This is a genomic window from Nonomuraea turkmeniaca, assembly GCF_005889735.1.
GTDB lineage: Bacteria > Actinomycetota > Actinomycetes > Streptosporangiales > Streptosporangiaceae > Nonomuraea > Nonomuraea turkmeniaca.
In genome coordinates, this window is sequence record NZ_VCKY01000159.1 from 1 (window position 1) to 24001 (window position 24001).

The window sequence follows — 24001 nt, forward strand, 5'->3', positions numbered from 1 at the left end:
GGGTCCCGGCAGGGGGCGGGCGGTGGCGTCGTACGCTTGCGCTCGTGCTTGCCGCCGCGGCCGTCTGCCCGCCCACTCCGCTGATCGTGACCCAGCTGCCCGATCTCCGCTCCGCCTGCGACACCGCGATCGCCGGCCTCCTCGCAACCCGTCCCGACACCCTGATCGTCGTGGGCGGCGCGGGCCGCACCGCCTCGTACGGCGGCCACACCGCGGGCACCCTGCGCCCGTGGGGCTTGGACGTCACGGCCGGCAGCGGGGAGCCCGTTCTGCCGCTGTCCCTCACCGTCGGCCGTTGCCTCCTGCGCGATCACGCCCCCGACGCCTTCCATTCGGTGGCCTTCGACGCCGCCACCGGGGAATGCCTTTCCCTGGGCGCCAAGCTGGCGGCGGCCGGGGAGCGGGTGGCGCTGCTCGTCATGGCAGACGGCTCGGCCTGCCTCTCCCCCGCGGCCCCCGGCAGGTACGACGACGCCGCGCAGCCGTACGACGACCTGATCGCGGACGCCGTCGCCACCGCGACGCACAGAGCACTCGCCGCGCTGGACCCCGGGGAGGCCGACCGGTTGTGGGTGAGCGGCCGGGCCGCCCTGCAGGTGCTGGCCGGAGCCGCGGAGACCGCGGGTCTTCACGGCGGCCCGCTCACGCGCGCGGCCCCCTACGGCGTCGGTTACCTCACCGGGCTGTGGACCTGACGGCGCGGCACCGGGATCGTCATCAGGTCGCGTGCGAGCACGACCTCCCCGTCGAAGTGACGCCGCACCTCGGCCACGAACGCCGGCTCGTCGGCGAACCCGTACCGCTCCGAGAAGTGTGTGAGCACCAGCCTGCGCACGCCCGCGTCCGCCGCCACCAGCCCCGCCTCGAACGCGGTCAGGTGCCCGTACTCCTTGGCCAGCGCGCTCTCCGGCGACAGGAACGTGGACTCGATGACCAGCAGGTCCACCCCGGAGGCCAGCTCGAAGACCGTGTCGCAGAGCCGGGTGTCCATGACGAACGCCACGCTCTGCCCCGGCTTGGGGACGCTGCACTCCTCGAGGGTGACGCCGCGCACGGAGCCGGTGCGCTGCAGCTCGCCCACCTCCGGGCCGCGGATGCCGTAGGCGGCCAGCTTCTCGGGCACCATGCGGCGGCCCGGCGGCTCCTGGACGCGGTAGCCGTACGACTCGACGGGGTGCGACAGGCGGCGCGCGATGATCGGCCCGACACCGGCCAGGTCGCCGGAGACGGGATGCTCGCTGACGACGGATGTGTCGGCGAAGGCTGCGGCATGCCGCAGCCTTCGCCAGTACGTCTCGCCGGACGCGGGGAAGACGGCCTTCACCGGATGCCGCACCTTGTCCCGGGCGATGCGCTGGATGACCCCCGGCACGCCCAGGCAGTGGTCGCCGTGGAAGTGCGTCACGCACACCCAGTGCACGTCGTTCGCGCTCAGCCCGGCGTGCACCATTTGCCGCTGGGTGCCCTCTCCCGGGTCGAAAAGGAAGCCCTGGCCGTCCCAGCGCAGAAGGTAGCCATTGTGGTTACGGTGTCGGGTAGGAACCGCGCTGGAGGTGCCGAGCACCACGAGCTCACGTGAGGACATGATGGCCCCGCAAACAGACAGCGTCGCCTTCGCCGACGTGCCGACGCCGGTGGGCACGTTCGTGCTGGCCGTCACCGAGGTGGGTCTCGTCGCGTCGGGCTGGGGCTCCCATGCGCGGCTGGCCGACCGGCTCGGGCTCGCGGAGGTCCATGATTCGGATCGTACGGCCTCCGTGGTCGCGGAGCTCAACCGTTATTTCGCCGGCGAGCTGAAGGAGTTCGCGACGCCCGTGGACTGGCGGCTCATGTCCGGCGCGCGGCTCCAGGTCCTCCAGGCCCTGCACAAGGTCCCGTACGGCACCGCCGTCACCTACGGCGAGCTGGCCGAGCGCAGCGGCTCGAAGGTGCCGGCCCGCGGGATCGGCTCGATCATGGGCTCCAACCCGATCCCCATCGTCGTCCCGTGCCACCGCGTGATCGCGGCGGGCAACGGGCTGGGCGGGTTCAGCGGCGGCGAGGGCGTGGAGACCAAGCGCTGGCTCCTGACCCACGAGGGTTATCTGCAGCCGACACTGCTCGACCTCTAGCAAACTTGTGGACGTGCGCCAGCAGCCAGTCATCGCCGTCGTCGGCCCCACCGCGGCCGGCAAGTCGGACCTCGCCGTGGACATCGCGCTCCACCTCGGGGGCGAATGCGTCAACGCCGACTCCATGCAGCTCTACCGCGGGATGGACATCGGCACCGCCAAGCTGAGCCCGGCCGAGATGCGCGGCGTCCCCCACCACCTGCTGGACATCTGGGATCTCACGGTCACCGCCAGCGTGGCCGAGTACCAGCGGCTGGCCAGGAAGGTCATCGACGCGGTCGAGGTGCCCGTGCTGGTGGGCGGCAGCGGCCTGTACGTGCGGGCGGCCATCGACGACCTGGAGTTCCCCGGCACCGACCCGGACATCAGGGCGCGGCTGGAGGCGGAGCTGGCCGAGCGCGGGCCGGCCCCGCTGTACGAGCGGCTGCGCGAGCAGGACCCGCCGGCCGCGGCGGCCATCCTGCCGAGCAACGGCCGGCGCATCGTGCGGGCGCTGGAGGTGATCGAGCACTCGGGCCGCCCCTTCTCGGCCACGATGCCGTCGTACGACGCCGTCTACCCGAGCGTCCAGATCGGCCTCGACGTGCCCCGGCCGGAGCTGGACGAGCGGATCGCGCTCAGGGTCGAGCGGATGTGGCAGGCAGGGCTGGTGGACGAGGTGCGCACCCTGCTCGGCCGGGGACTGGCTGAGGGCCGCACGGCGAGCCGGGCCCTCGGGTACGCCCAGGTCATCCGCTTCCTCGGGGGCGAGTGGAGCGAGGAGCAGGCCATCGCGGAGACGATCAGGGCCACCAGGCGCTTCGCCCGCCGCCAGGAGTCATGGTTCCGGCGGGATCCACGCGTGTGCTGGCTGCCGTACGACGCGCCGGATCTCCTCCAACGATCCCTCGCGCGAATCGCCGAACACCCTTGCGCATAAACTTCTAGAATGCGTTTTCTCAAGGGGCACGGCACCGAGAACGATTTCGTCATCCTCCCCGATCCCGACGGCGAGATCGATCTGTCGGCCGCACTCGTCGCCAAGATCTGCGACAGGAGGGCCGGCATCGGCGCCGACGGCGTGCTCCGGGTGGTGCGCACGAAGCAGTGCCCTGAGGTGATCGAGCAAGCGGCCGCGGCCGAGTGGTTCATGGACTACCGCAACGCCGACGGCAGCATGGCCGAGATGTGCGGCAATGGTGTGCGCGTGTTCGCCCGCCACCTGATCGACGCCGGGCTGGCCGATCCGCAGGAGTTCTCGGTGGCCACGCGGGGCGGCGTACGCAGGGTCCACGTCGAGCCGAACGGCGACATCACCGTCGACATGGGCAAGCCCACCGTGTACGGCGAGAGCGTGGCCAGCGTCGGTGGCCACGAATACCGCGGCGTCCACGTCGACATGGGCAACCCGCACCTGGCCTGCCCGATCGGCGACCCGGTCACCCAGCTCGACCTCACCCACCAGCCCGGCTTCGACACCGGCGTCTTCCCCCACGGGGTCAACATCGAGCTGTTCAACCCGGTGGGCGTCAGTCGCGTGGTCATGCGCGTCTTCGAGCGCGGCTCCGGTGAGACCCGCTCCTGCGGCACCGGTACGGTGGCCACGGCGGTCGCCGCCGCGGGCCTGTCGGGCGACACCACCGGCACCTGGACCGTCGAGGTGCCCGGCGGCACGGTCACCGTGATCCTCGATGAGGACACGAGCTACCTTTCCGGTCCTGCCGTCCTCGTGGCAAGCGGGGACCTGTTGCTTGCAGAATGATGTTCTCCTGAGGGATGCTGGGTCTACGTCACGAACTGAGGGGTGGACATGGCAGACCCACGCACCACCGCCGCCCAGGTGAAGGCGCCCATCGGCCAGTTCGGCGGCGGATGGATGATCTCCCGGGAAGTCAAGGCGATCTGCGACGAGCACGGTCTCGGCGCCCGCGAGCTCTACTTCAGGGGCCGCTGCGGCGTGCTCGGCGAGTGCGACGCCGACGTCGTCACGTCGGTCGCCGTCTTCTTCCCGCCCGAGCACGTCGAAGAGAGCTGGTACGCCGGCCGCAAACTCCCCGTCGACCAGGCCGTCGAGCTGTACGCCGAGGCGTGCCGCGCCTGGGGCAGGCGCAAGCTCGGCGGCCACCACGGCTGCGCCAGGCTCGCCGAGCTGCTCGAACGCGTCGTCGAGCGGGCCCCGTCCATCGGCGCCCCGCTGTTCGCGGGATGGCGGAAGGTGCCGCTGGCCGACGACCCGCCCGCTCGCGCCGTCCAGCTCATGCACTGCGTACGCGAGCTGCGCGGCGGCCTGCACGCCAACGCCGTGATCGCGGCCGGGCTGCATCCGCTGGAGGCGACGCTCGCCGCCGCCCACGACGCCACCCCTTTCGGGCTCGTGACCGGCGAGATGATCGCCAAGTTCTTCACCTGGCCCCAGCCGTACGCCACGCCGTCGCCTGAGGTGGTGACGCGCCGTGCGGAGGTCGAGGAGCGTACCGACGATCTCATGGCGCCCGCGTTTTCGGCCCTGGACGACGGAGAAACGGACGAGCTGATAGAGCTCCTGCGTTTTGGGCACGCTCGTTGACCTGGCAGACTGACTGCCCATGGACGTGGACATCTGGGCCTGGGTCGGCGACACCCAGCAGCAGCTTTCCGAGGCGGGCAACGTTGGCCTCGCCATGGCGCTGGGAGACCTCCCCGCACAGGCCTATGAGGGCCGATATCCGCAGCTCGACGTGATGGCCCCGGCCATCGCGCAACAGGCCGAGGCCCTGGAGCTGCCCTGGCTCGAGTTCTACGCCCGCTACTGGCACCTGATCGGCCGCATCGGCGACCGGGCGCAGGGCGCGGTCGCCATCGACGATTCGCAGCAGTTGCTGACGTTCGCCCAGCGCGAAGACGTGCGCGAGTGCCCGTCCGCCCCGGCGGCCGTGGAAGCGCTTGCCGTCACGTGGGCCAACACCGACGGCCCCGGTTACGCGAGCGAGCGCCTGGAGACGCTGGGGTCATACCTCGAGGGCATGAGCCCGGAGACGTCCGCCTTCGCCGGACTCGTGACCCAATACGTCGCCGCGCTGATCGACGCGGGCAAGCCGGGCGAGGCCGTCACCTACGCCGAGTCCGCCGTCGAGCGGCTGCGCGTGGCCGGGCGCGAGGCCAGCTGGGAGCTCGGCGCCGAGAGCGCCCGCGCGCTGCTGGCGGCCGGTCGCCCCGAGGACGCGCTCGACGCGCTGCAGGCGGCGTCCGGGTTCCAGCCGGACGACCCGGTGGCCAAGGAGCACCGCGACGGCGTGCGGCGAGCGCTGATCCTGGCCAACCTCGGCCGCACCGCCGAGGCCGTGGAGGCGCTGCCCGACCTCGACGTGGTGGGCGAGCACCCGCGCGTGTTCGTGGAGTGGTCGCGGGCGGTCGGCCTGCTGGCCGGTTCCTCGCAGATCACCAACACCTGGCAGCTCGGCCGCGTGCTGCGCCAGTGGATCGACTACTTCGGCATGATGGGCGGCTATCGCGCCCGCGTCGAGCTCGCGCTGATCGCCGGTGACCTGGCCGTCGCCCGGCAGGGCGTGTGGCAGGCCAAGCTGCTCGCCGACCTGGCCGAGTCCGGCACCGCCGAGCTGCGTGACACCGAGGGCCTGGCCGAGCGCATCGCCGCGCTGCGTGCCGCCGCCGACGCCGTCACCGAGCCCGAGGCCCCGGGGTCTCCCGAGGAGCGGGTGGGCCGGTTCGACGCGGCCGACGGCTTCAACGCCGACCCGGAGAAGTGGGTCGGCTGGCTGGCGCCGCTGTCCGGCGAGGACCTCGAGGCCACCCGCCGCCACACCACCACGCTCGGCTTCCTCGGCTACCCGGCCACCGGCGCCGACATCTACTGGAGCGTGCTCGTCGACTCCGGCAAGATCGGCGAGGCCGACGAGGACGACGTGGCCTACCTGACCACGCTGCTCATCGAGGCCCGCCAGGACGAGCGGCTGGAGCAGATGGCCGCGCTGTTGCCGCACGCCGCCCAGCAGGTGGCGCTCGCCCGCCTGCACAGCGCGCGGGAGCGGTGGGAGGAGACGCTCGACGCCGCCGTGCACGCCGTGGCGGCCGGGGCCGGCATCGAGGCCCGCCGCCTGCTGTCCGGCGCCGCCCAGCAGCTCGACCAGAACGCCAAGGCCGCCCAGACGCTGCTCGAAGTGATCGACGAGCTCGGCGACGAGGACGTCTGGCGCATGATCGTCATGGCCACCTCGGCGGAGGACTGGGACACCGTACGCAGGGGTGCGGCCAAGATCGGCATGCCGATCAAGTCCAAGGAGGGGCCGATCGAGGAGGAGATGGGCCTCATCCGGGTCATCCTCCCCGCCCCCGACGGCGGCCAGCGGCAGGTGCTGTCCATCCGCACCGGTCCCGCGACCGCCAGGCTCGCCCTGCCACAGCCACGCGGCATGGACTACAACGCCGGCGACCTGGTGGTCTTCGACCCGCAGCTGCTGGAGCCCGTGCCGGAGGACCCCCAGGAGCAGCAGAACTTCGTGCCGCCGTTCGCCGCCGTCCGCATTCTGCGGCCCGGTGGCTACACCAGCTACTTCTTCGACGGCGCCGCGCCGAGCGAGGAGGACTGGGCGGAGTTCACCGAGGTCATGGCCGAGCGTGGCTGGCCGATGTGGGTCTACAGCGACGAAAACTACAAGATCACCCACCCGACCAGCGGGGAGCCGCTGCCGGGCGTGTTCGGCTGGGTCGCGGTGCCGCCGGACGTGCCGCCCACCGAGGTCGACGCGCTGCTCGACGACGCCACCGAGCGGTGGGTGCATCCGCTGGCGTGGCTGGACCTGGCGCGGGAGATCGACGTCGAGGTCGAGCGGCACGAGCGGATCGTCAAGGAATACGGCCTCTAGCCGGTCAGGGCGCTCCGTGTCCGCCGGCGTCTGCGGCCTTTCGGCCTCGACGCCGGCGCAGGCCGGGACGTTTCCGTCTCGGCCCCGCACGGGGGCGTCCTCCTCGTCTCGGCCCCGCACGTGGCCCCGCACGGGGGCGCCTGCCCATCTCGACAGCACCAGTGGTGAGATCTGTCCCTCCCCGAAGAGAAGCACGCAGTGTGGCACTCTCGTCCTAACCAAGGTGCGTGCGGACGGGAGCGGGTCTCTCGACCGGGAGGGCGGGGTCTGACGTGTTGGAACGGTTCCGGCTCGATGGGAAGGTGGCGATCGTCACCGGGGCTTCGTCGGGCTTGGGCGTGGCCTTCGCCCGCGGGCTTGCCGAGGCGGGCGCCGACATCGTGATCGGCGCGCGGCGCGCGGACCGTCTGGACGAGACGCGGCGGCTGGTGGAGGAGACCGGCCGCCGGTGCGTGGCCGTGCCGACGGACGTCGCAAGCCCGGAGGACTGCGAGGCGCTCGTCGCCGCCGCCGTCGAACGACTGGGCACCGTCCACGTCCTGATCAACAACGCCGGGATCGGCACCGCCGTGCCCGCCCTGCGCGAGACACCCGAGGAGTTCCGGCAGGTCATCGACATCAACCTGCACGGGACGTACTGGATGGCGCAGGCCTGCGCCCGGATCATGTCACCGGGTTCGTCGATCGTGAACATCGGCAGCGTCCTCGGTGAGACCACGGCCGGCCTGCCGCAGGCCGCCTACAGCGCATCCAAGGCGGCGGTGATCGGCCTCACGCGCGACCTGGCCCAGCAGTGGACGGGGCGGCGCGGGATCAGGGTCAACTGCCTGGAGCCGGGGTTCTTCGTCTCTGAGATGACCGAGCAGTACCAACCCGGCTATCTGGCGCGGATGATGGAGTCGCGGGTGGTCATGGGCCGGCCCGGCGACCCGGCGGAGCTGGTGGCCGCCGCGATCTTCCTGGCGAGCGACGCGTCCTCGTACATCACCGGGGCGACGCTCCCAGTGGACGGGGGAATGCTCATCACGTAGCCGCCGGACACAAGGAAGGTTCTATGCCTCGTCCCACCGATGCCATCGTCTGGATCCCGGTCGTGGTGATCGCGGGAGTCGCCGCCGCGGGAGTTTGTCACCTGACCTCGCCGGTCGTCTCACCTGGAGCACCGCGGGACTTCTTCGACTCGCCCCTCCTGCTCCCGGCCTTCCTCGGCCTGTCCGCGCTCTCCGGGGCGGCGGCGTGGTTCGTCCCGCAGGGCGGCCTCTGGTGGGGCCTGCTGGCCGCGAGTCCGTTCTATGTTCTCCTTTTCGTCAACGTCGTCCGGGAGGGCGGAGGCGGTCAGGGGTTGTGGCCGGTGGGCCTGCTCTTCTTGATCTTCTATACCGTCATGCCGGTGATCGCGGCGCTGGCGGCGTCATTCGCCGCGGCCCGGATTCGTTCTTAGCGGCGTCTGTCTCACTTGGGCAGCAGGTCGTTCTGGGCGGCGAGGAAGCCGGCGTGGAAGCGGGTCCGGGCGCCCAGGCGTTCGCTCAGCACCTGGACGCGGCGCTGCACCGTACGCGGGCTCAGGCCCAGTTGCCTGGCGATGGCGTCGTCCTTCATGCCGGCTGCCAGCAGGGCCAGCACCTCGGCATCCGGGGTCTCCTCCTCCCGTTCCAGGCCCGCCGTGGCCAGGCGGAGCGGGACTGCGGCGCGCCAGAGCGTCTCGAACAGGCCTACCAGGGCGTCGAGGAGTGCGGATGGGTGGACGACGAGGGCACTTTCGACGGCTCGGTCCTCGTCGGAGACCAACGGCAGGATGGCGGTGCGGGCGTCGGCGATGGCCAGTTTGACGGGCACCTGGCCGAGTCTGGCCTGCTCGCCGTCGGCGATGGCGCGGCGGGTGTGGGTCAGCATGCCGGGGTGTTCGAAGGCCTGAGGGCTGTAGATGCCGCGGGTGACGGGGGCTCCCCTGCGGGCCGCTCGTTGCTGGTTCTCGCGGTCGTCGCTGATGTCCACCGCGTACGGCGGATGCACCAGCACGAGCATTTCCCGTGTGGCGTTGCGTTCCAACTGGAGGTAGCGGCGGGCCACGGCGTCGTGGCCGGACACCACCTCCAGCACCTCCTCCGGCTGCGGCCCGCTGCGGGTGGCGACTTCCGTGGCCAGGAGGGCGGCGGCGGCTCGGCTGTGGGTGAGCTCTTCCTGGCGGCGGGCCACGAGGATGTCGATGGCGATGGTGGGCGGGGTGGCGATCAGGCGCAGCGGGCGGCCGGCCACACGGGAGATCAGGCCGAGGTCCTCCAGCCGGGGCAACATGCGACGGATGGCGGCCGCGGACGAGCCCGTCTCGGCGGCCAGCTCGCTCAGCGTCGTGGGACCGTGTCTGAGCAGGGCCCGGTACGCCGTCTCCTCGGCGACCGTGACCCCGAGCCCCTCCAGTAAGCGCCGCTGCGCCATGCCGCCTCTTCCTGACGTGCCATGATCCCCGATCAGCGTATGGTGGGCCGCGGCCGGCGGTCCACCATGGGTAGCAGCACCCGCACCTCCGACAAGGGTTGTTCGAGGGTGCCCGTCGATCTATGGTCGTTGCGTCGCGCGTCAAGGAACAACCGGAGGCGCCATGAGCCGGCCCCGTTTGGTGATCGTAGGAGCCGGGATCGTGGGGTGCGCCCTGGCCGACGAGCTCACCGGGCGGGGGTGGACGGACGTCACCGTGCTCGACCAGGGGCCGCTCTTCGCCGCCGGCGGGTCCAGCTCGCACGCGCCCGGCCTGGTCTTCCAGACGAACCCGTCGAAGACGATGACCGAGTTCGCCGCCTACACCGTGCGGAAGTACACCGCCCTTGGGGAGAGCTGCTTCCGGCAGGCCGGCGGGTTGGAGGTGGCGACCACCCCGGAGCGCTGGACCGATCTGCATCGCAGGCAGGGGTGGGCCGAGTCGTGGGGGGTCGAGGGCCACCTGCTCGACGCTGAGCGGTGTGTGGAGTTGTGGCCGTTGATCGACCGGGACAAGGTGCTCGGCGGCTATCACGTGCCGACGGACGGGCTGGCCGCGGCGGTCGCTTGCGGTGCGGCGCAGGCGGAGCGGGCGATCGAGCGGGGCGCCCGGTTCCTGGCGCACCACACGGTGGTGGGCGTCGAGCAGCGCGGTGGCCGGGTGACCGGGGTCGCGGCTCTGACCGCCGGCGAATACCGTACGATCCCGGCGGACGTGGTGGTGTGCGCGGCCGGGTTCTGGGGGCCGTCGATCGGGAAGATGGCGGAGCTGACGGTGCCGCTGCTGCCGCTGGCCCACCAGTACGCCAAGTCCGGTCCTCTGGCTCCGCGACCGGACGGTCCCATCCTCCGCCACCAGGACCGGGACCTGTACTTCCGGCACTACGGCGACCGCATCGGCGTCGGCTCGTACGCGCACCGCCCCATGCCCGTCACCCAGGACGAGATCGGCCCCAAGGGCACCACCATGCCATCGGTGCAGGCGTTCACCGAGGAGGACTTCGACCCGGCCTGGCGGGACGCGGTCGAGCTGCTGCCTGCGCTCGGCGAGTCCACGTACGAGGACGGCATCAACGGGATCTTCTCCTTCACGCCCGACGGGTTCCCGCTGATCGGCGAGGCCCCGCACCTCGACGGGTTCTGGCTGGCCGAGGCCGTCTGGGTGACGCACTCGGCGGGGGTCGCGAAGGCCGTCGCCGAGCTGGTGGTGGACGGGACGTCCGGGTTCGACCTGCACGAGTGTGAGCTGAGCAGGTTCGAGCCGGCGCAGCTGGCGCCCGCGTTCATCGAGGAGCGCGGCAAGCAGAACTTCGTCGAGGTCTACGACATCATCCATCCGCTGCAGCCGATGGAGTCGCCGCGGCCGCTGCGGACGAGCCCGTTCCATGTCCGGCAACGGGAGCTGGGAGCGTACTTCCTGGAGGCGGCCGGATGGGAGCGGCCGCACTGGTTCGAGGCGAATGTCCCGCTTCTGGAGGACCTCGTACGGCGCCGCAGAACCGAGACGGCCGACCTTCCCGAGGAGGCGCGGGGAATGGCCGTCGAGCCGCTGCTCGGCGCCGCACAGCGGGATCAGTGGGCGAGCCGCTACTGGTCCCCCATCGCCGCCGCCGAGTCGCACGCCACCAGGGAGGCGGTCGCGCTCTACGACATGACCCCGCTCAAACGGATCGAGGTCAGAGGAGCGGGGTCGGCGGCGTTCCTGCAGCGCATGACCACGAACAACGTGGACAAGATGCCCGGCTCCGTCACGTACAGCCTGTTGCTGGACATGACGGGCGGCGTCCGGTCCGATCTCACGGTGGCGCGGCTGGCGGAGGACAGGTTCCAGATCGGCGCCAACGGCAACCTGGACCTGGAGTGGCTGGCCCGGCACGCGCCCGGCGGGGTGCAGGTGCGCGACATCACGCCGGGCACGTGTTGTGTCGGCGTGTGGGGGCCGCTGGCGAGGGATCTGGTCCAGCCGCTGACCGACATCGACCTGTCGCACGAGAAGTTCCGCTACTTCAGCTGCCAGACGGGATATGTCGGCCATGTCCCGGTGCTCGCGATGCGTGTCTCCTATGTGGGCGAGCTGGGCTGGGAGCTTTACACCACCGCCGACATGGGGCTCAAGTTGTGGGACACGCTCTGGGCGCGCGGGATGGCGGTCGCGGGCGGGCGGGCCGCGTTCAACAGCCTGCGGCTGGAGAAGGGCTACCGGCTCTGGGGCGTCGACATGACGATCGAGCACAATCCGTACGAGGCCGGGCTGGGGTTCGCGGTCAGAGGCGACAAGGATTTCATCGGACGGGACGCCCTGGCCTCCAGCGAGATCACGCGGAAGTTGGCGCCGCTGCTCAGCACCGAGGTGGTCATGGGCAAGGAGCCGGTACGGCACGGGGGCCGCACGGTCGGGTACGTCACGAGCGCCGCGTACGGCCACACCATTCAGCGGCCCATCGCCTACGCCTGGCTGCCGACGGAGCTCGCCGAACCCGGGACACACGTGGATATTTCCTACTTCGGCCGCCGCGTCCCCGCCGAGGTCGCCGCCGAGCCCCTCTTCGACCCCGGGATGGAGAAGATCAAGCGTTGACCGGCCCCCTCACTCTGGCGTTATAAGACCATTTATGGGCACTTGCTATACCTAGACTTTACGAATTCCGAAGTCTGGGGGAACGAGTGCGCGTTCGGACGTTCTTGGCCGGTCTGGCCACGATGGCGGTATTGACCGGCTGCGGCGGCTTAGAGGCGCAGTCCAGCAACCCCGACACCCCCGGCAAACCCGACTCGGCCTCCGTCTCGGACGCCCGCAAGAAGCTGGCCAAGCTGGCCGTCAAGGGCCGGGCGCCCAAGACCGGCTTCGACCGCGACGAGTTCGGCCCGACGTGGGCGGACGTGGACCGCAACGGCTGCGACACCCGCAACGACATCCTGAAACGGGACCTGGACGACGAGACCTTCAAACGCGGCACCCACGACTGCATCGTCCTGACCGGCACGCTGAAGGACCCCTACGGCGGCAAGACGATCGAGTTCAAGCGCGGCCAGGACACCAGCATGGACGTCCAGATCGACCACGTGATCCCGCTGTCGGACGCGTGGCAGAAGGGCGCCCAGCAGTGGTCGGAGACCAAACGCAAGGAGTTCGCCAACGACCCCCTGAACCTGCTGGCCGTGGACGGTCCCCTGAACAACCAGAAGAGCGACTCGGACGCCGCGACCTGGCTCCCGCCGCGCAAGTCGTACCGCTGCACGTACATCGCCCGTCAGATCGACGTGAAGGCGAAGTACGACGTCTGGGTCACGTCGGCCGAGAAGACCGCCATGGAGACCATCCTCTCGGACTGCTGATCCGGTCGGATTTGTCCAAGAGATCGCGTTCGGGCTTCCGTACGGCGGCGCCATGGACATCGGCCATCTGATCGCCGGAGCGGGGCCCGCGGGCTGTGTGCCGGCCGCCCGGCGACCCGTCGGCCGTCGTCGGCGAGGACCGCCGCGTTCGCGGCGTCGACGGGCTCCGGGTCGCCGACCCGTCCATCGCCCCCGTGGCACTCCGCGCGCCGACGGCGCTGGACGCCATGATGATCGGCGAACCCGCCACCGCCTTGATCATCGGTGACGGTACCTGAGCACCACCGGACGTGTGACGCGGCCTTCCGCTGTCAGGGCCGGTCCGATTGGGTGAGGCGTTCAGCGAGAACCCAGGTGCCAGGCCCGACGCGGCCTCCGGGGCCGGGGTGGACCTTGACGTCGTCGGCGGTGACCTGCTCCCCGCAGTGCGGGCAGACGATCAGCGGGGTGAAGAGATGGCCGCACGGCCGGTGTTCGAGGAGGGCCGGGGGACCGTCGGTCAGACCGGCCCACCGGTTGCCCCATGCCATCAGGGCCATCAGCACGGGGACGAGATCGCGGCCCGCTTCGGTGAGGCCGTACTCGTGACGTGGCGGACGCTCCTGGTAGCGGTGCCGCTCGAGGATCTGCTGGTCGACCAGGTGGTCGAGGCGGGCGGTAAGGAGATTGCGAGAGATCCCGAGATCGGCGACCAGGTCGTCGAAGCGGCTGACGCCCAGGTAGACGTCACGGACGATCAGCGGGGTCCACCAGTCCCCCACGATCTCCAGGCTGCGGGCGATGGCGCAGCTCATGTCGGCGAAGCTCGTGCGGCGCATGTTGTTCAGCTTAGAGGGTTGTCTTATTGAACGCACTCGAGGTAGCTTCCGAGGTAAGTTCAATAAGACAACCCTCAAGGGGGGACGACATGCCGTTCGTCGAGGTGTTCGCTCCACACGGTGCGCTCCGGGCCGACCAGCGCGCCCGCCTGTCCGAGGAGCTCGTCGCGGAGGTCATGCAGGTGGAGGGCGCTCCGGACACCGCGGCCGCGCGGTCCATCTCCTGGCTGGTGTTCCAGGACGTGGACGCCTGGTCCGTCGGCGGGCGCGCGGTGACCGCGGACGAGCCCGTCAGATACCTGGTCCGGGTGAGCGTGCCGGCCGGGTCCCTGGACGATGACCAGCGCGCCGAGATGGTACGGCGGGTCACGGCCGTGCTGGCCAAGGTCGACGACGACCCCGACCGGCTCTACGCCGAGCCGGCCGCATGGGTGCACATCGTCGAGATCCAGGACGGCGGCTGGGGAGCCATGGGCCGTGTCGTCCGGCTCCCCGACATCGTAAACTTCGTCTTTGAGCAGCCTGCCTGACCAGGCGTTTCAGGACGCCGAGCAGGCACCCGTCGGCGCGGCGGGCAGCGGGGCAGGGCGGCCGACGGCAGGCATGCCCAGCATGACCCCGGGTCCCGCCGAAGGACCGGCCTGGCGGGCCTCCCAGGCGTCGCCCGCCCGGGTCCGCCGGACCGACCGCACGGCCCCGTCCGCCACCAGGTGGTGCGGGGCCGCGTACGTCACCTCGACCGTCACCATGTCCCCCGGCCTGGGCACCTCGGACCCCACGGCGAAGTGCACGAGCCGGTTGTCCGCCGCCCGCCCCGACAGCCGGCGGGTGGCGTCGTCCTTGCGTCCTTCGCCCTCGGCCACCAGCACCTCGAGCGTCCGGCCGACCTGCGTCTTGTTCTCCTCCCAGGAGATCTCCTCCTGCAGGGCTACCAGCCGCTCGTACCGCTCCTGGACGACCTCCTTGGGCACCTGGTCGGGCATGGTGGCCGCCGGGGTGCCTGGGCGGATGGAGTATTGGAAGGTGAAGGCGTTGGCGAAGCGGCTCTGGCGGACGACGTCGAGCGTGCCCTGGAAGTCCTCCTCGGTCTCCCCGGGGAAGCCGACGATGATGTCCGTGGAGATCGCGGCGTCGGGCATGGCAGCCCGGACCCGCTCGATGATGCCCAGGTAACGCTCGGCCCGGTACGAGCGGCGCATGGCCCGCAGCACCCGGTCCGAGCCCGACTGCAGCGGCATGTGCAGCTGGTGCATGACGTTGGGCGTCTCGGCCATGGCGGCGATCACGTCGTCGGTGAAGGCGGCCGGGTGCGGCGAGGTGAAGCGCACCCGCTCCAGGCCGTCGATGTCGCCGCAGGCACGCAGCAGCTTGCCGAAGGCCAGGCGGTCGCCGAACTCCACGCCGTACGTGTTGACGTTCTGGCCGAGCAGGGTGACCTCGAGAACGCCCTGGTCCACCAGCGTCTGGACCTCCGCCAGGATGTCGCCCGGCCGGCGGTCCTTCTCCTTGCCGCGCAGCGACGGCACGATGCAGAAGGTGCACGTGTTGTTGCAGCCGACCGAGATGGACACCCAGGCCGCATAGGGGGACTCACGCTTGGTGGGCAGCGTCGAGGGGAAGACCTCCAAGGACTCCTTCAGCTCGACTTGCGCCTCCCCCTCGATGCGGGCCCGCTCCAGCAGCACCGGCAGCGAGCCGATGTTGTGGGTGCCGAACACCACGTCGACCCACGGCGCCTTGCGGACGATCTCGCCCTGGTCCTTCTGCGCCAGGCAGCCGCCCACCGCGATCTGCATGTGCGGGTTGCGGGTCTTGGCGGGCCTGAGGTGGCCGAGGTTGCCGTAGAGGCGGTTGTCGGCGTTTTCCCGCACGGCACACGTGTTGAACACGACCACGTCGGCGGTCTCACCGTCCGGCGCAGGCACGTAGCCGGCGTCCTCCAGCAGGCCTGACAGCCGCTCGGAGTCATGCACGTTCATCTGGCACCCGTATGTGCGCACTTCGTACGTGCGGGCGCCCTCCTGGGTCACAGTCATGGCATGTTCAAGGGTAGTCGTTATCCGGCTTGCGACAGCCCGCACCGATCTAAAAGACCAGCTTGGCGGCCGGATGTGATCGGATCGGTACCGCTCGGTTAGTGACCAGCGTCTTAATGCCCTCTACCGTTTCGTTCCATGACGGAGAACGGCGACGCCACTCCACTGGTTCAGTTGGAGAACGTCAACAAGCACTTCGGGGCCTTGCACGTCCTGAAGAACATCAACTTGACCGTCTCTCGTGGCGAGGTCCTGGTCGTCATCGGCCCATCGGGCGGGGGCAAGTCAACGCTCTGCCGCGCGATCAACCGGTTGGAGACGATCGACGACGGGAAGATCATATTTGACGGCCAGGTGCTGCCCGCCGAGGGCAAGGCACTGGCCCGGCTGCGTTCCGAAGTCGGCATGGTTTTCCAGTCGTTCAACTTGTTCGCTCACAAGACCATCCGGGAGAACGTCACCCTCGGCCCGACCAAGGTGCGCGGCGTCGCGAAGGACGCCGCGGGCAAGAGGGCGATGGAGCTGCTGGAGCGTGTGGGCATCGCGGCGCAGGCGGATAAATACCCGGCCCAGCTCTCCGGCGGCCAGCAGCAGCGGGTCGCGATCGCCAGGGCGCTGGCCATGGACCCGAAGATGATCCTGTTCGACGAGCCGACCTCGGCACTGGACCCCGAGATGGTGCAGGAGGTGCTCGATGTCATGGTCGGGCTGGCCCGTGACGGGATGACCATGATGGTCGTCACGCACGAGATGGGCTTCGCCCGCAGGGCCGCCCACCGGGTGGTGTTCATGGCAGACGGCCAGATCGTGGAGGAGAACACTCCCGACGAGTTCTTCACGAACGCGCAGACCGACCGGGCGCGTGACTTTCTTTCGAAGATCCTCACGCACTGAGAAATTACGAGGGCAGGTACACATGCACATGCGTCGAACGGGAGCCATCGCGCTCTCGATAGCGGCACTGGCCGCCGGCCTGACCGCTTGTGGCGGCGGGGACCAGACCTACGCCACCGTTGTGGAGAAGGTCCAGGGGGCGAGCAAGATCGTTGTTGGCACCAAGTGGGACCAGCCGAGCTTGGGCCTGAAGAAGGGCGCCGAGCCCGAGGGTTTCGACGTCGACGTGGCCAAGGCCGTCGTCAAGGAGATCGCCGGCGGCAAGGACGTGGAGATCGAGTGGAAGGAGTCGGCCTCGTCCAACCGCGAGCCTTTCCTCCAGAACGGCACGGTCGACATCGTCTTCGCCACCTACTCGATCACTGAGGAGCGCAAGGGCAAGGTCACCTTCGGTGGCCCGTACGTCGTCGCGCACCAGGACGTGATGGTCCGCAAGGACGACACCTCGATCAACACCCCGCAGGACCTCAAGGGCAAGAAGATCTGCAAGGCCGCGGGCTCCAACTCGTACAAGCGGATCACCGACCCGCCGCCGGACGGCGAGCTCGACATCGACGCGACGACCGTCGACGCGGCCAACTACTCCGAGTGCGTGCAGAAGCTCAACGGCAGCAACCTCGACGCCGTCACCACCGACGACCTGATCCTGGCGGGCTTCGCCAAGCAGGCCGGTGGCAACTTCAAGGTGCTGGGCCAGGGCTTCACGGACGAGAAGTACGGCATCGGCCTCAAGAAGGGCGACACCAAGACCTGCGAGGCCGTCAACGCGGCGGTGAAGAAGCTGTGGGACAACGGCACCATGAAGCAGCTGCTGGACAAGTGGTTCGGCGGCATTCAGGGTCTGCAGGTGTCCACGTCGGCCCCGCCTGCCGAGGGCTGCAGCTGATCACGTCAGCGACGGCGGCCGGGATCCCGGCCGCCGTCGCTCTATGCGGTGGAGCACGATGGAAGATCTGATTAGATACGCGCCCGACCTCGCCCTGGGGTTCCTGGAGAACATCAAGCTCTCCATCGTGGGTGCAATCACCTCGCTGATTCTCGGCACCGTCCTGGTGGCGATGAGAGTTTCCCCCACGCCGGTCCTGCGCGCGGCAGGCACGATCTACGTCAACGTGGTGCGCAACACCCCGCTCACCCTGGTGCTGGCCTTCTCCGCACTCGGTCTCAGCGACCAGCTCGGATTGGTCTTCTCCAGTGTGCCCAGCGTCAACTCCTTCTGGATCGTCGCGATGGGCCTGTCGGCCTACACCGCGGCCTTCGTCTGCGAGGCGCTGCGGTCCGGCATCAACACGGTGCCGCTCGGCCAAGCGGAGGCGGCCAGGGCGATCGGCCTGACGTTCATGCAGTCGCTGAGGATGATCATCCTGCCGCAGGCGTTTCGCGCGGTCATCGCACCGCTGGGCAGCGTGATGATCGCCATGATCAAGAACACCACCGTCGCGGTGGCCGGCGGCTATGCCTTCGACTCCGCGAACAAGATGAAGGAGGCCTTCGACCAGGTCGGCGCCTCTATTCCGATCTTCCTGGGCATCGTGGTCGCCTTCATGTGCGTGACACTGCCCATCGGCTACTTCACCGGCTGGCTGGCCAAACGTCTGGCGGTGGTTCGATGAGCAGCGCCGTCCTGTTCGATGTACCGGGGCCGCGCGCCCGGGTGCGCAACGGGCTCCTCACGGGTGTCAGCGTCGTGGCGGTCGCCGCTGTCCTGTATGGCATTTACTCCGGTTTCGATGCCAAGGGCCAGTGGGAAGCCAAGATCTGGCAGCCGTTCCTGCAATGGGACACCTGGCAGCACTTCATCATCCCCGGCCTGATCGGCACGCTCCGGGCCGCCGCGGTGGCCGCAGTGTTGGCCCTGCTCTTCGGCGCGGTCTTCGGCCTGGCCAGGCTTTCCGACCGCGCTTACATCCGGGTCACGGCCGGCGTGGTGGTCGAGGTCTTCCGGTCCATCCCGCTGTTGCTGTTGATCTTCTTCATCTTCTACCTCGCACCCTCGCTGATAGGCGGCGGCGATTACACGTTCATCGCTGTGGTCCTGGGCCTGACCTTCTACAACGGCTCCGTGCTCGCCGAGGTGGTCAGGGCCGGCGTGAACGCCGTGCCGAAGGGGCAGTCCGAGGCCGCGTACGCGGTCGGCATGCGTAAGAATCAGGTGATGCGGCTCGTGCTGCTGCCGCAGGCCGTCACGGCGATGATGCCGGCGATCGTCAGCCAGCTCGTGGTCCTGCTGAAGGACACCGCGCTCGGCTACATCATCGCCTACGTCGACCTGCTCAACACCGGCTTCAAGATCCTGCCCGCCGCGTTCTTCGGCTCGCTGATCCCGGCGGCCATCGTCATCGGCATCATCTATGTGACGCTCAACATGGCGCTGAGCTACCTGGCCACCTGGCTGGAGCGACGTAGCAGGCGCAGCCGCAGGACCTCTGCCCGCCCCGTCGCAGCACCCGGCTCGGCCGCCGTCGGCATCGGGGCCGGCGAGGGCACCGAGGGTGGCGGCGTGGCGCCCGATCGGCCCGTGGAGTGACCGGGCGGCGGGCCGAGCGCCCGCCGCCCGTGCATCCGTAGACCCAACGCACGTCCAAATCTTGATGAGGCCGGTTTCCTGGCGTTTCCCAGCGCACACACTCGTAACCATGCTGGGGTTCGCGGGGGCGGCCATGGTGATGGTGGTGGCCCTTGCCGCGTGCGACGGCGGGGGCGCCTACTCCACCGTCGTCGAGAAGATCAGGGGCGCCAAGACTGTCGTCGTCGGCACCAAGTGGGACCAGCCCAGCCTGGGGCTGAAGAACGGCCCCGGCGACCCCGTGGGGTTCGACGTGGACGTCGCCAGGTACATCGTCAAGGCGCTGGCCGGCGGCGAGGACGTGCGGATCACGTGGCGAGAGTCCCCTTCGTCCATCCGCGAGGCGCTGCTGCAGAACGGCACCGTGGACATGATCGTCGCCACCTATGCCATCACCGCGGCCCGCAAGCCGCACGTCACGTTCGCCGGGCCGTACGTCCTCGTCCAGCAGGACACGATGGTCCGCGCCGACGAGACCCGCATCAAGAAGGCCACCGATCTGCGCGGCAAGCGGATCTGCCTGGCGGAGGGTTCGAACTCGTACCGGCGGATCGTCGACCCGCCGCCGGACGGGAAGCTGGACCTGCGGGCGGTGCTGGTGCCCGCGAGGAACTACTCCGAGTGCGTGCGCAAGCTCGCCGACGGCCAGCTCGACGCGATCAGCACCCAGAACCTGATCCTGGCCGGGTTCGCCGAGGCCGAGCCCGGGAGGTTCCGCTTGCTGAACGACCCGATCCTCGACGAGAAGTGGGCTGTGGGGCTGAAGAAGGGCGACATCGCCACCTGCGAGGCCATCAACCAGGCGATCGCCGAAATGTGGCGGGACGGCACCGCCACGCGGCTGCTGCACAAATGGTTCGGCAAGACAGGGCTCAAGCTGCCCACGTCCCTGCCTAGCCCCGAGGGATGCCCCTGATCTCAGGGGACCGCCCGCACGCTAGGCGATCTTCCGGCAGGATGCGGGGTATGCCTTTCTGGCCCTCCCCCATTTCGACCAGAGACGTGGCCGGTTCGGGTGTGCGCCCTGCCTGGCCGACGGCCCAGCACGGCCTGGTGTGGTGGACCGAGGACCGTCCGGGTGAGGGCGGGCGTACCACGATCATGTGCCGCGCCGCCGACGGCACGTGCCGCGAGCTGCTGCCGGCGCCGTGGAACGCGCGTACCCGGGTCCATGAGTACGGCGGCCGGCCGTACGCCGTAACCCCCGAGGGCGAGGTGGTCTTCGCCCACCTCAAGGACCAGCGGCTCTACCTCCTCGGCGACAACGGCGTGCCGAACCCCCTCACGCCGGAGGGCTGCCGCTACGCCGACCTGCTCGTGCACGACGGCCAGGTGTGGTGTGTGCGCGAGCGGCACGCCGAGGACGGCAAGGTCACCCGGGCGATCGTGTCGATCCCGCTGGACGGCGGCGAGGGGCGCGAATGGGCCACCGGCTGCGACTTCTATGCCTCTCCCGCCATCTCCCCCGACGGGCGGCATCTCGCCTACGTGTGCTGGAACCACCCGCGCATGCCGTGGAACGGCACCGAGCTACGCGTCACCGCCCTGGCGGGCGGCGGATCGTGGACGGTGCGGGGCGGCCCCGCCGAGTCCGTGCTCGCTCCGTCGTGGCGCGACGACTCCCACCTCTACGTGATCTCCGACCGGTCCGGCTGGTGGAACCTCTACGAGGTCGACCTGCACGGCGACGGCGCGCGGGCGCTGCACCCGGCCGATGAGGAGTTCGCCCTGCCGCCGTGGCAACTCGGCGGGCGGCCATATGCGGTGCTCGGCGACGGGCGGCTGGCGGTCCTGCACGGGCGGGGCGACCTGCGGCTGGGCGTGCTCGACCCGGCGTCGGGCACGCTGGCCGACCTCGACCTGCCCTGCAGCGGGTGGGACGGCGCCCTGACCGCTGACGGCACGTCGGTGACCGGGGTCGGGTACGCCGCCGCGGTTCCGCGGTCGGTCGTCAGCGTCGACACGGCGTCGGGCGCGGCCCGCACGCTCAGGCAGGACCGCGATCAGCTGCCCGACCCGGCCTACCTGCCGGTTCCTCAGGCAGTGCGGGTACGCGGGGAGGTCCACGCCTTCCTCTATCCGCCGTACGGCCCGGCCACGGAGGGCCGGCTGCCGCCGTACGTGATCTTCGTGCACGGCGGTCCGACCGCGCACTCCGGCACCGCCCTCGACCTGGAAAAGGCGTTCCTGACCTCGCGCGGCATCGGCGTGCTCGACGTCAACTACGGCGGTTCGTCCGGCTACGGGCGGGTTTACCGTGAGCGGCTGAAGGGGCAGTGGGGGCTGGTGGACGTGGCCGATGTCGTCGCCGCCGCCGAATGGCTGGCCGCCGAAGAGCTGGCCGACCCCGCCAGGATCGCGGTACGCGGCGGCAGCGCGGGCGGCTGGACCGTGATGGCGGCCTGCTGCCGGTCCGGCGTGTTCGCGGGCGGGGTGTCGTACTTCGGCGTCAGCGCGCTCGCCCCGCTCGTCGCCCACACCCACGACTTCGAGTCGCGGTACGTGGAGTGGCTGGTCGGACCGGAAGATCCGCAGGTGTACGCCAGTCGCGAACCGCTTGCCCTCGTCGAAGGCGTCTCCTGCCCCATGCTGCTCTTGCAGGGGCTCGACGATCCCGTGGTGCCGCCCGAGCAGTCCGCGGCTTTCGCCGACGCCCTGTCCGAACGGGGGGTCGCCTGCACCTACCTCGCCTTCGACGGCGAGTCTCACGGTTTCCGCCGCACCGAGACCCGCACCGCCGCCCTCGCCGCGGAACTGGCCTTCTACCAGCAGATCTTCGCGTGACGCATGGGCTCAACGGACTCAGGCTCAAGGGCCTCAGGCTCAACGGACTCAGGCTCAGCGGGCTCAGCCGACTCAGCGCTTAGCCGACTCAGCTTGTTTAGCCGACTCAGCTTGTTTAGCCGAGCTCGGCGGGCTCAGGGGCTCAGCGGGCGAACTCGGTGGCCCGGGACTCCCGCACGACCGTGATCCGGATCTGCCCGGGGTAGGTGAGCTCCTCCTCCACCTGCTTGGCCACGTCCCTGGCGATGACCTGAGCCTGGATGTCGTCGATCGCGTCCGGCTTGACCATGACCCGGATCTCCCGCCCGGCCTGCATGGCGAACACCTTCTCCACGCCCTCGTACGACTGCGCGATCTCCTCCAGGCGCTCCAGCCGCTTGACGTAAGCCTCCAGGGACTCCCGGCGCGCGCCGGGCCGGCTGCCGCTGATCGCGTCGGCTGCCTGCGTGAGCACCGCCTCGACGGTGCGTACCTCCACCTCGTTGTGGTGCGCCTCGATGGCGTGCACCACGTCCTCCTCCTCGCCGTAACGGCGGGCGATCTCCGCGCCGATCAGCGCGTGGCTGCCCTCGACCTCATGCGTGAGCGCCTTGCCGATGTCGTGCAGGAGTGCGCAGCGCTTCATCAGCGTCTGGTTCATCTTCAGCTCGGCGGCCATGATCCCGGCGATGTGCGCGGATTCGATGAGGTGCTTCAGCACGTTCTGCCCGTACGAGGTGCGGTAGCGCAGCTGGCCGAGCAGCAGCGTCAGCTCCGGGTGCATGTCGGTGATGCCCAGCTCCACCAGGGCGTCCTCACCGGCTCTCGCGCACAGGTCCTGCACCTCCTGGCGGCTGCGGTCGTGCGCCTCCTCGATCCGCTGCGGGTGGATGCGGCCGTCGAGCACGAGCTTCTCCAGCGTGAGCCGCGCCGTCTCCCTCCTGACCGGGTCGAAGCAGGACAACAACACCGCCTCGGGGGTGTCGTCGATGATGAGGTTCACCCCGGTCGTGGATTCGAAGGCCCGGATGTTGCGGCCCTCGCGGCCGATGATGCGGCCCTTCATCTCATCGCCGGGCAGATGCAGCACGCTCACGACGGACTCCGCGGTCTGCTCCGCCGCGACCCGCTGCACGGCCAGCGTCACGATCTTGGTCGCTCGCTTCTCGCCCTCCTTGCGGGCGTCGCCCTCGATCTCCCTGACGATCAGCGCGGCCTCGCGCTTCGCCTGGTTCTCGATCTCCTTGACCAGCTCGGCCTTGGCCTGGTCGGTGGTCAGCCCGGCGAGCCGCTCCAGGATGACCCGGCGCTCCTCCTCGACCTGCAGCAGCTCCTCGCGCCGGTCGGCGAGCTCGATCTCGGTCTCGGCCAGTTTCCTGTCCCGCTCGGACTGCCGCCTGGCCTCCTCGTCCAGCCGCTGCTCCCGCTCGGCCAACCTGGCCTCCCGGCGTTCGAGGTCGGTGCGCAACTCCTTGAGCTCGGTCTTGAGTATCCGGCTCTCCTGCTCGACCTCTCGGCGCATCTGCGCGGCGCTCTCGGCGGCCGCCTCCGACCTGCGCAGAATCTCCTCGGCGTCGGTCTCCGCCTTGTGGCGGATCTCCCGCGCCTCCTCACGTGCCTGCTCGATCTCTTCGTGCGCGGCCTGCATCTGCTCGGGGTCCGGCTTACCCGCCCGTGGCAGGCTCCCCGAGGTTCGGCGGACAACGACGAGAAGAGCGACGATCATCCCGAACGCGAGCACGAGCACCGCCACCATCAGCACCACGACCAGCGGCCCCATGTGCGCCCCGCCCTCCTCGCGTCGTCAACACCTCATAACGCGGACCCAGACATGGGAGGGGTCACCAACGCGCCACGCAGAGCCCGATCGGCGCCGGAGTCGATGTCAAGCCAAGACTGACCGGGCGTCGACTACGAAAGCCGACACCTCGCCCGCCTCGATCATCCAAGCTCGTTCGTCCGTCGTTCACCGGTATGGCAATCCGCGCTGCGCGGAGTAACTCCCTCACTGTCGTCGAGGTTATGCGTCGAACTGGTCACGAGCAAGCAAACGCGTCATCAAGCGTGTCTTACAGGCCTGGATCTCCACACTCGACCCAATATCCCCCATCAATACCGGTATTACCCGGTATTGATGGGGGATATTGGGTCGAGTGTGGAG

General features: G+C 69.8%; 23 protein-coding genes. 18 read left to right on the plus strand and 5 right to left on the minus strand.

All coding sequences use genetic code 11. From position 1 onward, the window contains the following. On the plus strand, positions 1-695 hold a 695-nt coding region (locus tag ETD86_RS35950), incomplete at its 5' end, for a class III extradiol ring-cleavage dioxygenase family protein (protein ID WP_246148706.1). Here ETD86_RS35950 and ETD86_RS35955 read toward each other — a convergent pair. Then, the gene (locus ETD86_RS35955; RefSeq protein ID WP_138671107.1) at positions 671-1585 is read right to left on the minus strand and encodes a ribonuclease Z; all 915 of its coding nucleotides are present in this window, start codon (positions 1583-1585) and stop codon (positions 671-673) included. The genes ETD86_RS35950 and ETD86_RS35955 overlap by 25 nt on opposite strands. Between ETD86_RS35955 and ETD86_RS35960 the strand changes: the two genes are divergently transcribed. The 7 genes from ETD86_RS35960 (at position 1584) to ETD86_RS35990 (ending at position 8393) form a co-directional block, all read left to right on the plus strand. Continuing rightward, complete coding sequence (locus tag ETD86_RS35960; RefSeq protein ID WP_138671108.1) at positions 1584-2111, plus strand: methylated-DNA--[protein]-cysteine S-methyltransferase; 528 nt, start codon at positions 1584-1586, stop codon at positions 2109-2111. The two genes, ETD86_RS35955 and ETD86_RS35960, sit on opposite strands and share 2 nt — an antisense overlap. Positions 2112-2124: 13 nt before the next feature. After that, entirely contained in the window at positions 2125-3030 is a 906-nt protein-coding gene (gene miaA / locus ETD86_RS35965; protein ID WP_138671109.1) for a tRNA (adenosine(37)-N6)-dimethylallyltransferase MiaA, read from the plus strand. A gap of 9 nt (positions 3031-3039) precedes the next feature. After that, positions 3040-3852 carry a diaminopimelate epimerase gene (gene dapF / locus ETD86_RS35970; protein WP_138671110.1) on the plus strand — a complete coding sequence of 271 codons (813 nt, stop codon included), beginning with the start codon at positions 3040-3042 and terminating at the stop codon, positions 3850-3852. 48 nt (positions 3853-3900) lie between these two features. Further along, positions 3901-4656 (plus strand): SCO6745 family protein, encoded by a 756-nt coding sequence (locus ETD86_RS35975; protein WP_246148708.1) that lies wholly within the window; start codon positions 3901-3903, stop codon positions 4654-4656. Positions 4657-4675: 19 nt separating this feature from the next. Continuing rightward, the gene (locus tag ETD86_RS35980) at positions 4676-6952 is read left to right on the plus strand and encodes a tetratricopeptide repeat protein (protein WP_138671111.1); all 2277 of its coding nucleotides are present in this window, start codon (positions 4676-4678) and stop codon (positions 6950-6952) included. Positions 6953-7224: 272 nt separating this feature from the next. After that, positions 7225-7983: an SDR family NAD(P)-dependent oxidoreductase gene (locus ETD86_RS35985; protein WP_138671112.1), complete on the plus strand. Its 759-nt coding sequence runs from the start codon at positions 7225-7227 to the stop codon at positions 7981-7983. A gap of 23 nt (positions 7984-8006) precedes the next feature. Continuing rightward, entirely contained in the window at positions 8007-8393 is a 387-nt protein-coding gene (locus ETD86_RS35990; protein ID WP_138671113.1) for a hypothetical protein, read from the plus strand. A gap of 11 nt (positions 8394-8404) precedes the next feature. Here the strand turns inward: ETD86_RS35990 and ETD86_RS35995 are convergent, their stop codons facing one another. Then, a complete protein-coding gene (locus ETD86_RS35995; protein WP_138671114.1) occupies positions 8405-9388 on the minus strand; it encodes a helix-turn-helix transcriptional regulator in 984 nt (327 codons plus the stop codon). A gap of 163 nt (positions 9389-9551) precedes the next feature. Between ETD86_RS35995 and ETD86_RS36000 the strand changes: the two genes are divergently transcribed. From ETD86_RS36000 to ETD86_RS36010, 3 genes are all read left to right on the plus strand, one after another. Continuing rightward, positions 9552-12005, plus strand: coding sequence for a GcvT family protein (locus ETD86_RS36000; RefSeq protein ID WP_138671115.1), 2454 nt, complete (start codon positions 9552-9554; stop codon positions 12003-12005). 122 nt (positions 12006-12127) lie between these two features. Next, on the plus strand, positions 12128-12763 hold the full coding sequence (locus ETD86_RS36005) for an HNH endonuclease family protein (RefSeq protein WP_138671116.1): 636 nt from the start codon (positions 12128-12130) through the stop codon (positions 12761-12763). A gap of 95 nt (positions 12764-12858) precedes the next feature. Then, positions 12859-13041, plus strand: coding sequence for a GMC oxidoreductase (locus ETD86_RS36010; protein WP_138671117.1), 183 nt, complete (start codon positions 12859-12861; stop codon positions 13039-13041). A gap of 33 nt (positions 13042-13074) precedes the next feature. Here the strand turns inward: ETD86_RS36010 and ETD86_RS36015 are convergent, their stop codons facing one another. Beyond that, positions 13075-13581 carry a winged helix-turn-helix transcriptional regulator gene (locus ETD86_RS36015; protein WP_138671118.1) on the minus strand — a complete coding sequence of 169 codons (507 nt, stop codon included), beginning with the start codon at positions 13579-13581 and terminating at the stop codon, positions 13075-13077. An 89-nt stretch (positions 13582-13670) separates the two neighbouring features. Between ETD86_RS36015 and ETD86_RS36020 the strand changes: the two genes are divergently transcribed. Next, positions 13671-14111, plus strand: coding sequence for a tautomerase family protein (locus ETD86_RS36020; RefSeq protein WP_138671119.1), 441 nt, complete (start codon positions 13671-13673; stop codon positions 14109-14111). A 9-nt stretch (positions 14112-14120) separates the two neighbouring features. On the opposite strand, the gene miaB is transcribed toward ETD86_RS36020, so the two are convergent. Beyond that, entirely contained in the window at positions 14121-15617 is a 1497-nt protein-coding gene (miaB, locus tag ETD86_RS36025; protein ID WP_138671120.1) for a tRNA (N6-isopentenyl adenosine(37)-C2)-methylthiotransferase MiaB, read from the minus strand. Positions 15618-15755: 138 nt separating this feature from the next. On the opposite strand from miaB, the gene ETD86_RS36030 reads away from it, so the two are divergent. The 6 genes from ETD86_RS36030 to ETD86_RS36055 all read left to right on the plus strand — a co-directional run bounded on the left by ETD86_RS36030 (position 15756) and on the right by ETD86_RS36055 (position 21861). Then, entirely contained in the window at positions 15756-16511 is a 756-nt protein-coding gene (locus ETD86_RS36030) for an amino acid ABC transporter ATP-binding protein (RefSeq protein WP_138671121.1), read from the plus strand. A gap of 28 nt (positions 16512-16539) precedes the next feature. Then, positions 16540-17397: a glutamate ABC transporter substrate-binding protein gene (locus ETD86_RS36035; RefSeq protein ID WP_246148711.1), complete on the plus strand. Its 858-nt coding sequence runs from the start codon at positions 16540-16542 to the stop codon at positions 17395-17397. A 58-nt stretch (positions 17398-17455) separates the two neighbouring features. Next, positions 17456-18124 carry an amino acid ABC transporter permease gene (locus tag ETD86_RS36040; RefSeq protein ID WP_138671123.1) on the plus strand — a complete coding sequence of 223 codons (669 nt, stop codon included), beginning with the start codon at positions 17456-17458 and terminating at the stop codon, positions 18122-18124. Next, a complete protein-coding gene (locus ETD86_RS36045; RefSeq protein ID WP_138671124.1) occupies positions 18121-19038 on the plus strand; it encodes an amino acid ABC transporter permease in 918 nt (305 codons plus the stop codon). The genes ETD86_RS36040 and ETD86_RS36045 overlap by 4 nt, the downstream gene beginning before the upstream one ends. 109 nt (positions 19039-19147) lie before the next feature. Next, a complete protein-coding gene (locus ETD86_RS36050; protein WP_138671125.1) occupies positions 19148-19993 on the plus strand; it encodes a glutamate ABC transporter substrate-binding protein in 846 nt (281 codons plus the stop codon). Between the two features lie 50 nt (positions 19994-20043). Continuing rightward, positions 20044-21861: a S9 family peptidase gene (locus ETD86_RS36055; RefSeq protein WP_246148713.1), complete on the plus strand. Its 1818-nt coding sequence runs from the start codon at positions 20044-20046 to the stop codon at positions 21859-21861. Positions 21862-22003: 142 nt separating this feature from the next. Here the strand turns inward: ETD86_RS36055 and rny are convergent, their stop codons facing one another. Beyond that, positions 22004-23620: a ribonuclease Y gene (gene rny / locus ETD86_RS36060; RefSeq protein ID WP_138671127.1), complete on the minus strand. Its 1617-nt coding sequence runs from the start codon at positions 23618-23620 to the stop codon at positions 22004-22006. Between the last annotated feature and the right edge of the window lie 381 nt (positions 23621-24001).

Coding starts and splice junctions, on each gene's coding strand:
- ETD86_RS35960 (WP_138671108.1), top strand. CDS start 1,584: ATGATGGCCCCGCAAACAGACAGCGTCGCCTTCGCCGACGTGCCGACG.
- ETD86_RS35955 (WP_138671107.1), bottom strand. CDS start 1,585: ATGTCCTCACGTGAGCTCGTGGTGCTCGGCACCTCCAGCGCGGTTCCT.
- dapF (WP_138671110.1), top strand. CDS start 3,040: ATGCGTTTTCTCAAGGGGCACGGCACCGAGAACGATTTCGTCATCCTC.
- ETD86_RS35975 (WP_246148708.1), top strand. CDS start 3,901: ATGGCAGACCCACGCACCACCGCCGCCCAGGTGAAGGCGCCCATCGGC.
- ETD86_RS35980 (WP_138671111.1), top strand. CDS start 4,676: ATGGACGTGGACATCTGGGCCTGGGTCGGCGACACCCAGCAGCAGCTT.
- ETD86_RS35990 (WP_138671113.1), top strand. CDS start 8,007: ATGCCTCGTCCCACCGATGCCATCGTCTGGATCCCGGTCGTGGTGATC.
- ETD86_RS35995 (WP_138671114.1), bottom strand. CDS start 9,388: ATGGCGCAGCGGCGCTTACTGGAGGGGCTCGGGGTCACGGTCGCCGAG.
- ETD86_RS36000 (WP_138671115.1), top strand. CDS start 9,552: ATGAGCCGGCCCCGTTTGGTGATCGTAGGAGCCGGGATCGTGGGGTGC.
- ETD86_RS36005 (WP_138671116.1), top strand. CDS start 12,128: ATGGCGGTATTGACCGGCTGCGGCGGCTTAGAGGCGCAGTCCAGCAAC.
- ETD86_RS36015 (WP_138671118.1), bottom strand. CDS start 13,581: ATGCGCCGCACGAGCTTCGCCGACATGAGCTGCGCCATCGCCCGCAGC.
- ETD86_RS36020 (WP_138671119.1), top strand. CDS start 13,671: ATGCCGTTCGTCGAGGTGTTCGCTCCACACGGTGCGCTCCGGGCCGAC.
- miaB (WP_138671120.1), bottom strand. CDS start 15,617: ATGACTGTGACCCAGGAGGGCGCCCGCACGTACGAAGTGCGCACATAC.
- ETD86_RS36030 (WP_138671121.1), top strand. CDS start 15,756: ATGACGGAGAACGGCGACGCCACTCCACTGGTTCAGTTGGAGAACGTC.
- ETD86_RS36035 (WP_246148711.1), top strand. CDS start 16,540: ATGCGTCGAACGGGAGCCATCGCGCTCTCGATAGCGGCACTGGCCGCC.
- ETD86_RS36040 (WP_138671123.1), top strand. CDS start 17,456: ATGGAAGATCTGATTAGATACGCGCCCGACCTCGCCCTGGGGTTCCTG.
- ETD86_RS36045 (WP_138671124.1), top strand. CDS start 18,121: ATGAGCAGCGCCGTCCTGTTCGATGTACCGGGGCCGCGCGCCCGGGTG.
- ETD86_RS36050 (WP_138671125.1), top strand. CDS start 19,148: ATGCTGGGGTTCGCGGGGGCGGCCATGGTGATGGTGGTGGCCCTTGCC.
- ETD86_RS36055 (WP_246148713.1), top strand. CDS start 20,044: ATGCCTTTCTGGCCCTCCCCCATTTCGACCAGAGACGTGGCCGGTTCG.
- rny (WP_138671127.1), bottom strand. CDS start 23,620: ATGGGGCCGCTGGTCGTGGTGCTGATGGTGGCGGTGCTCGTGCTCGCG.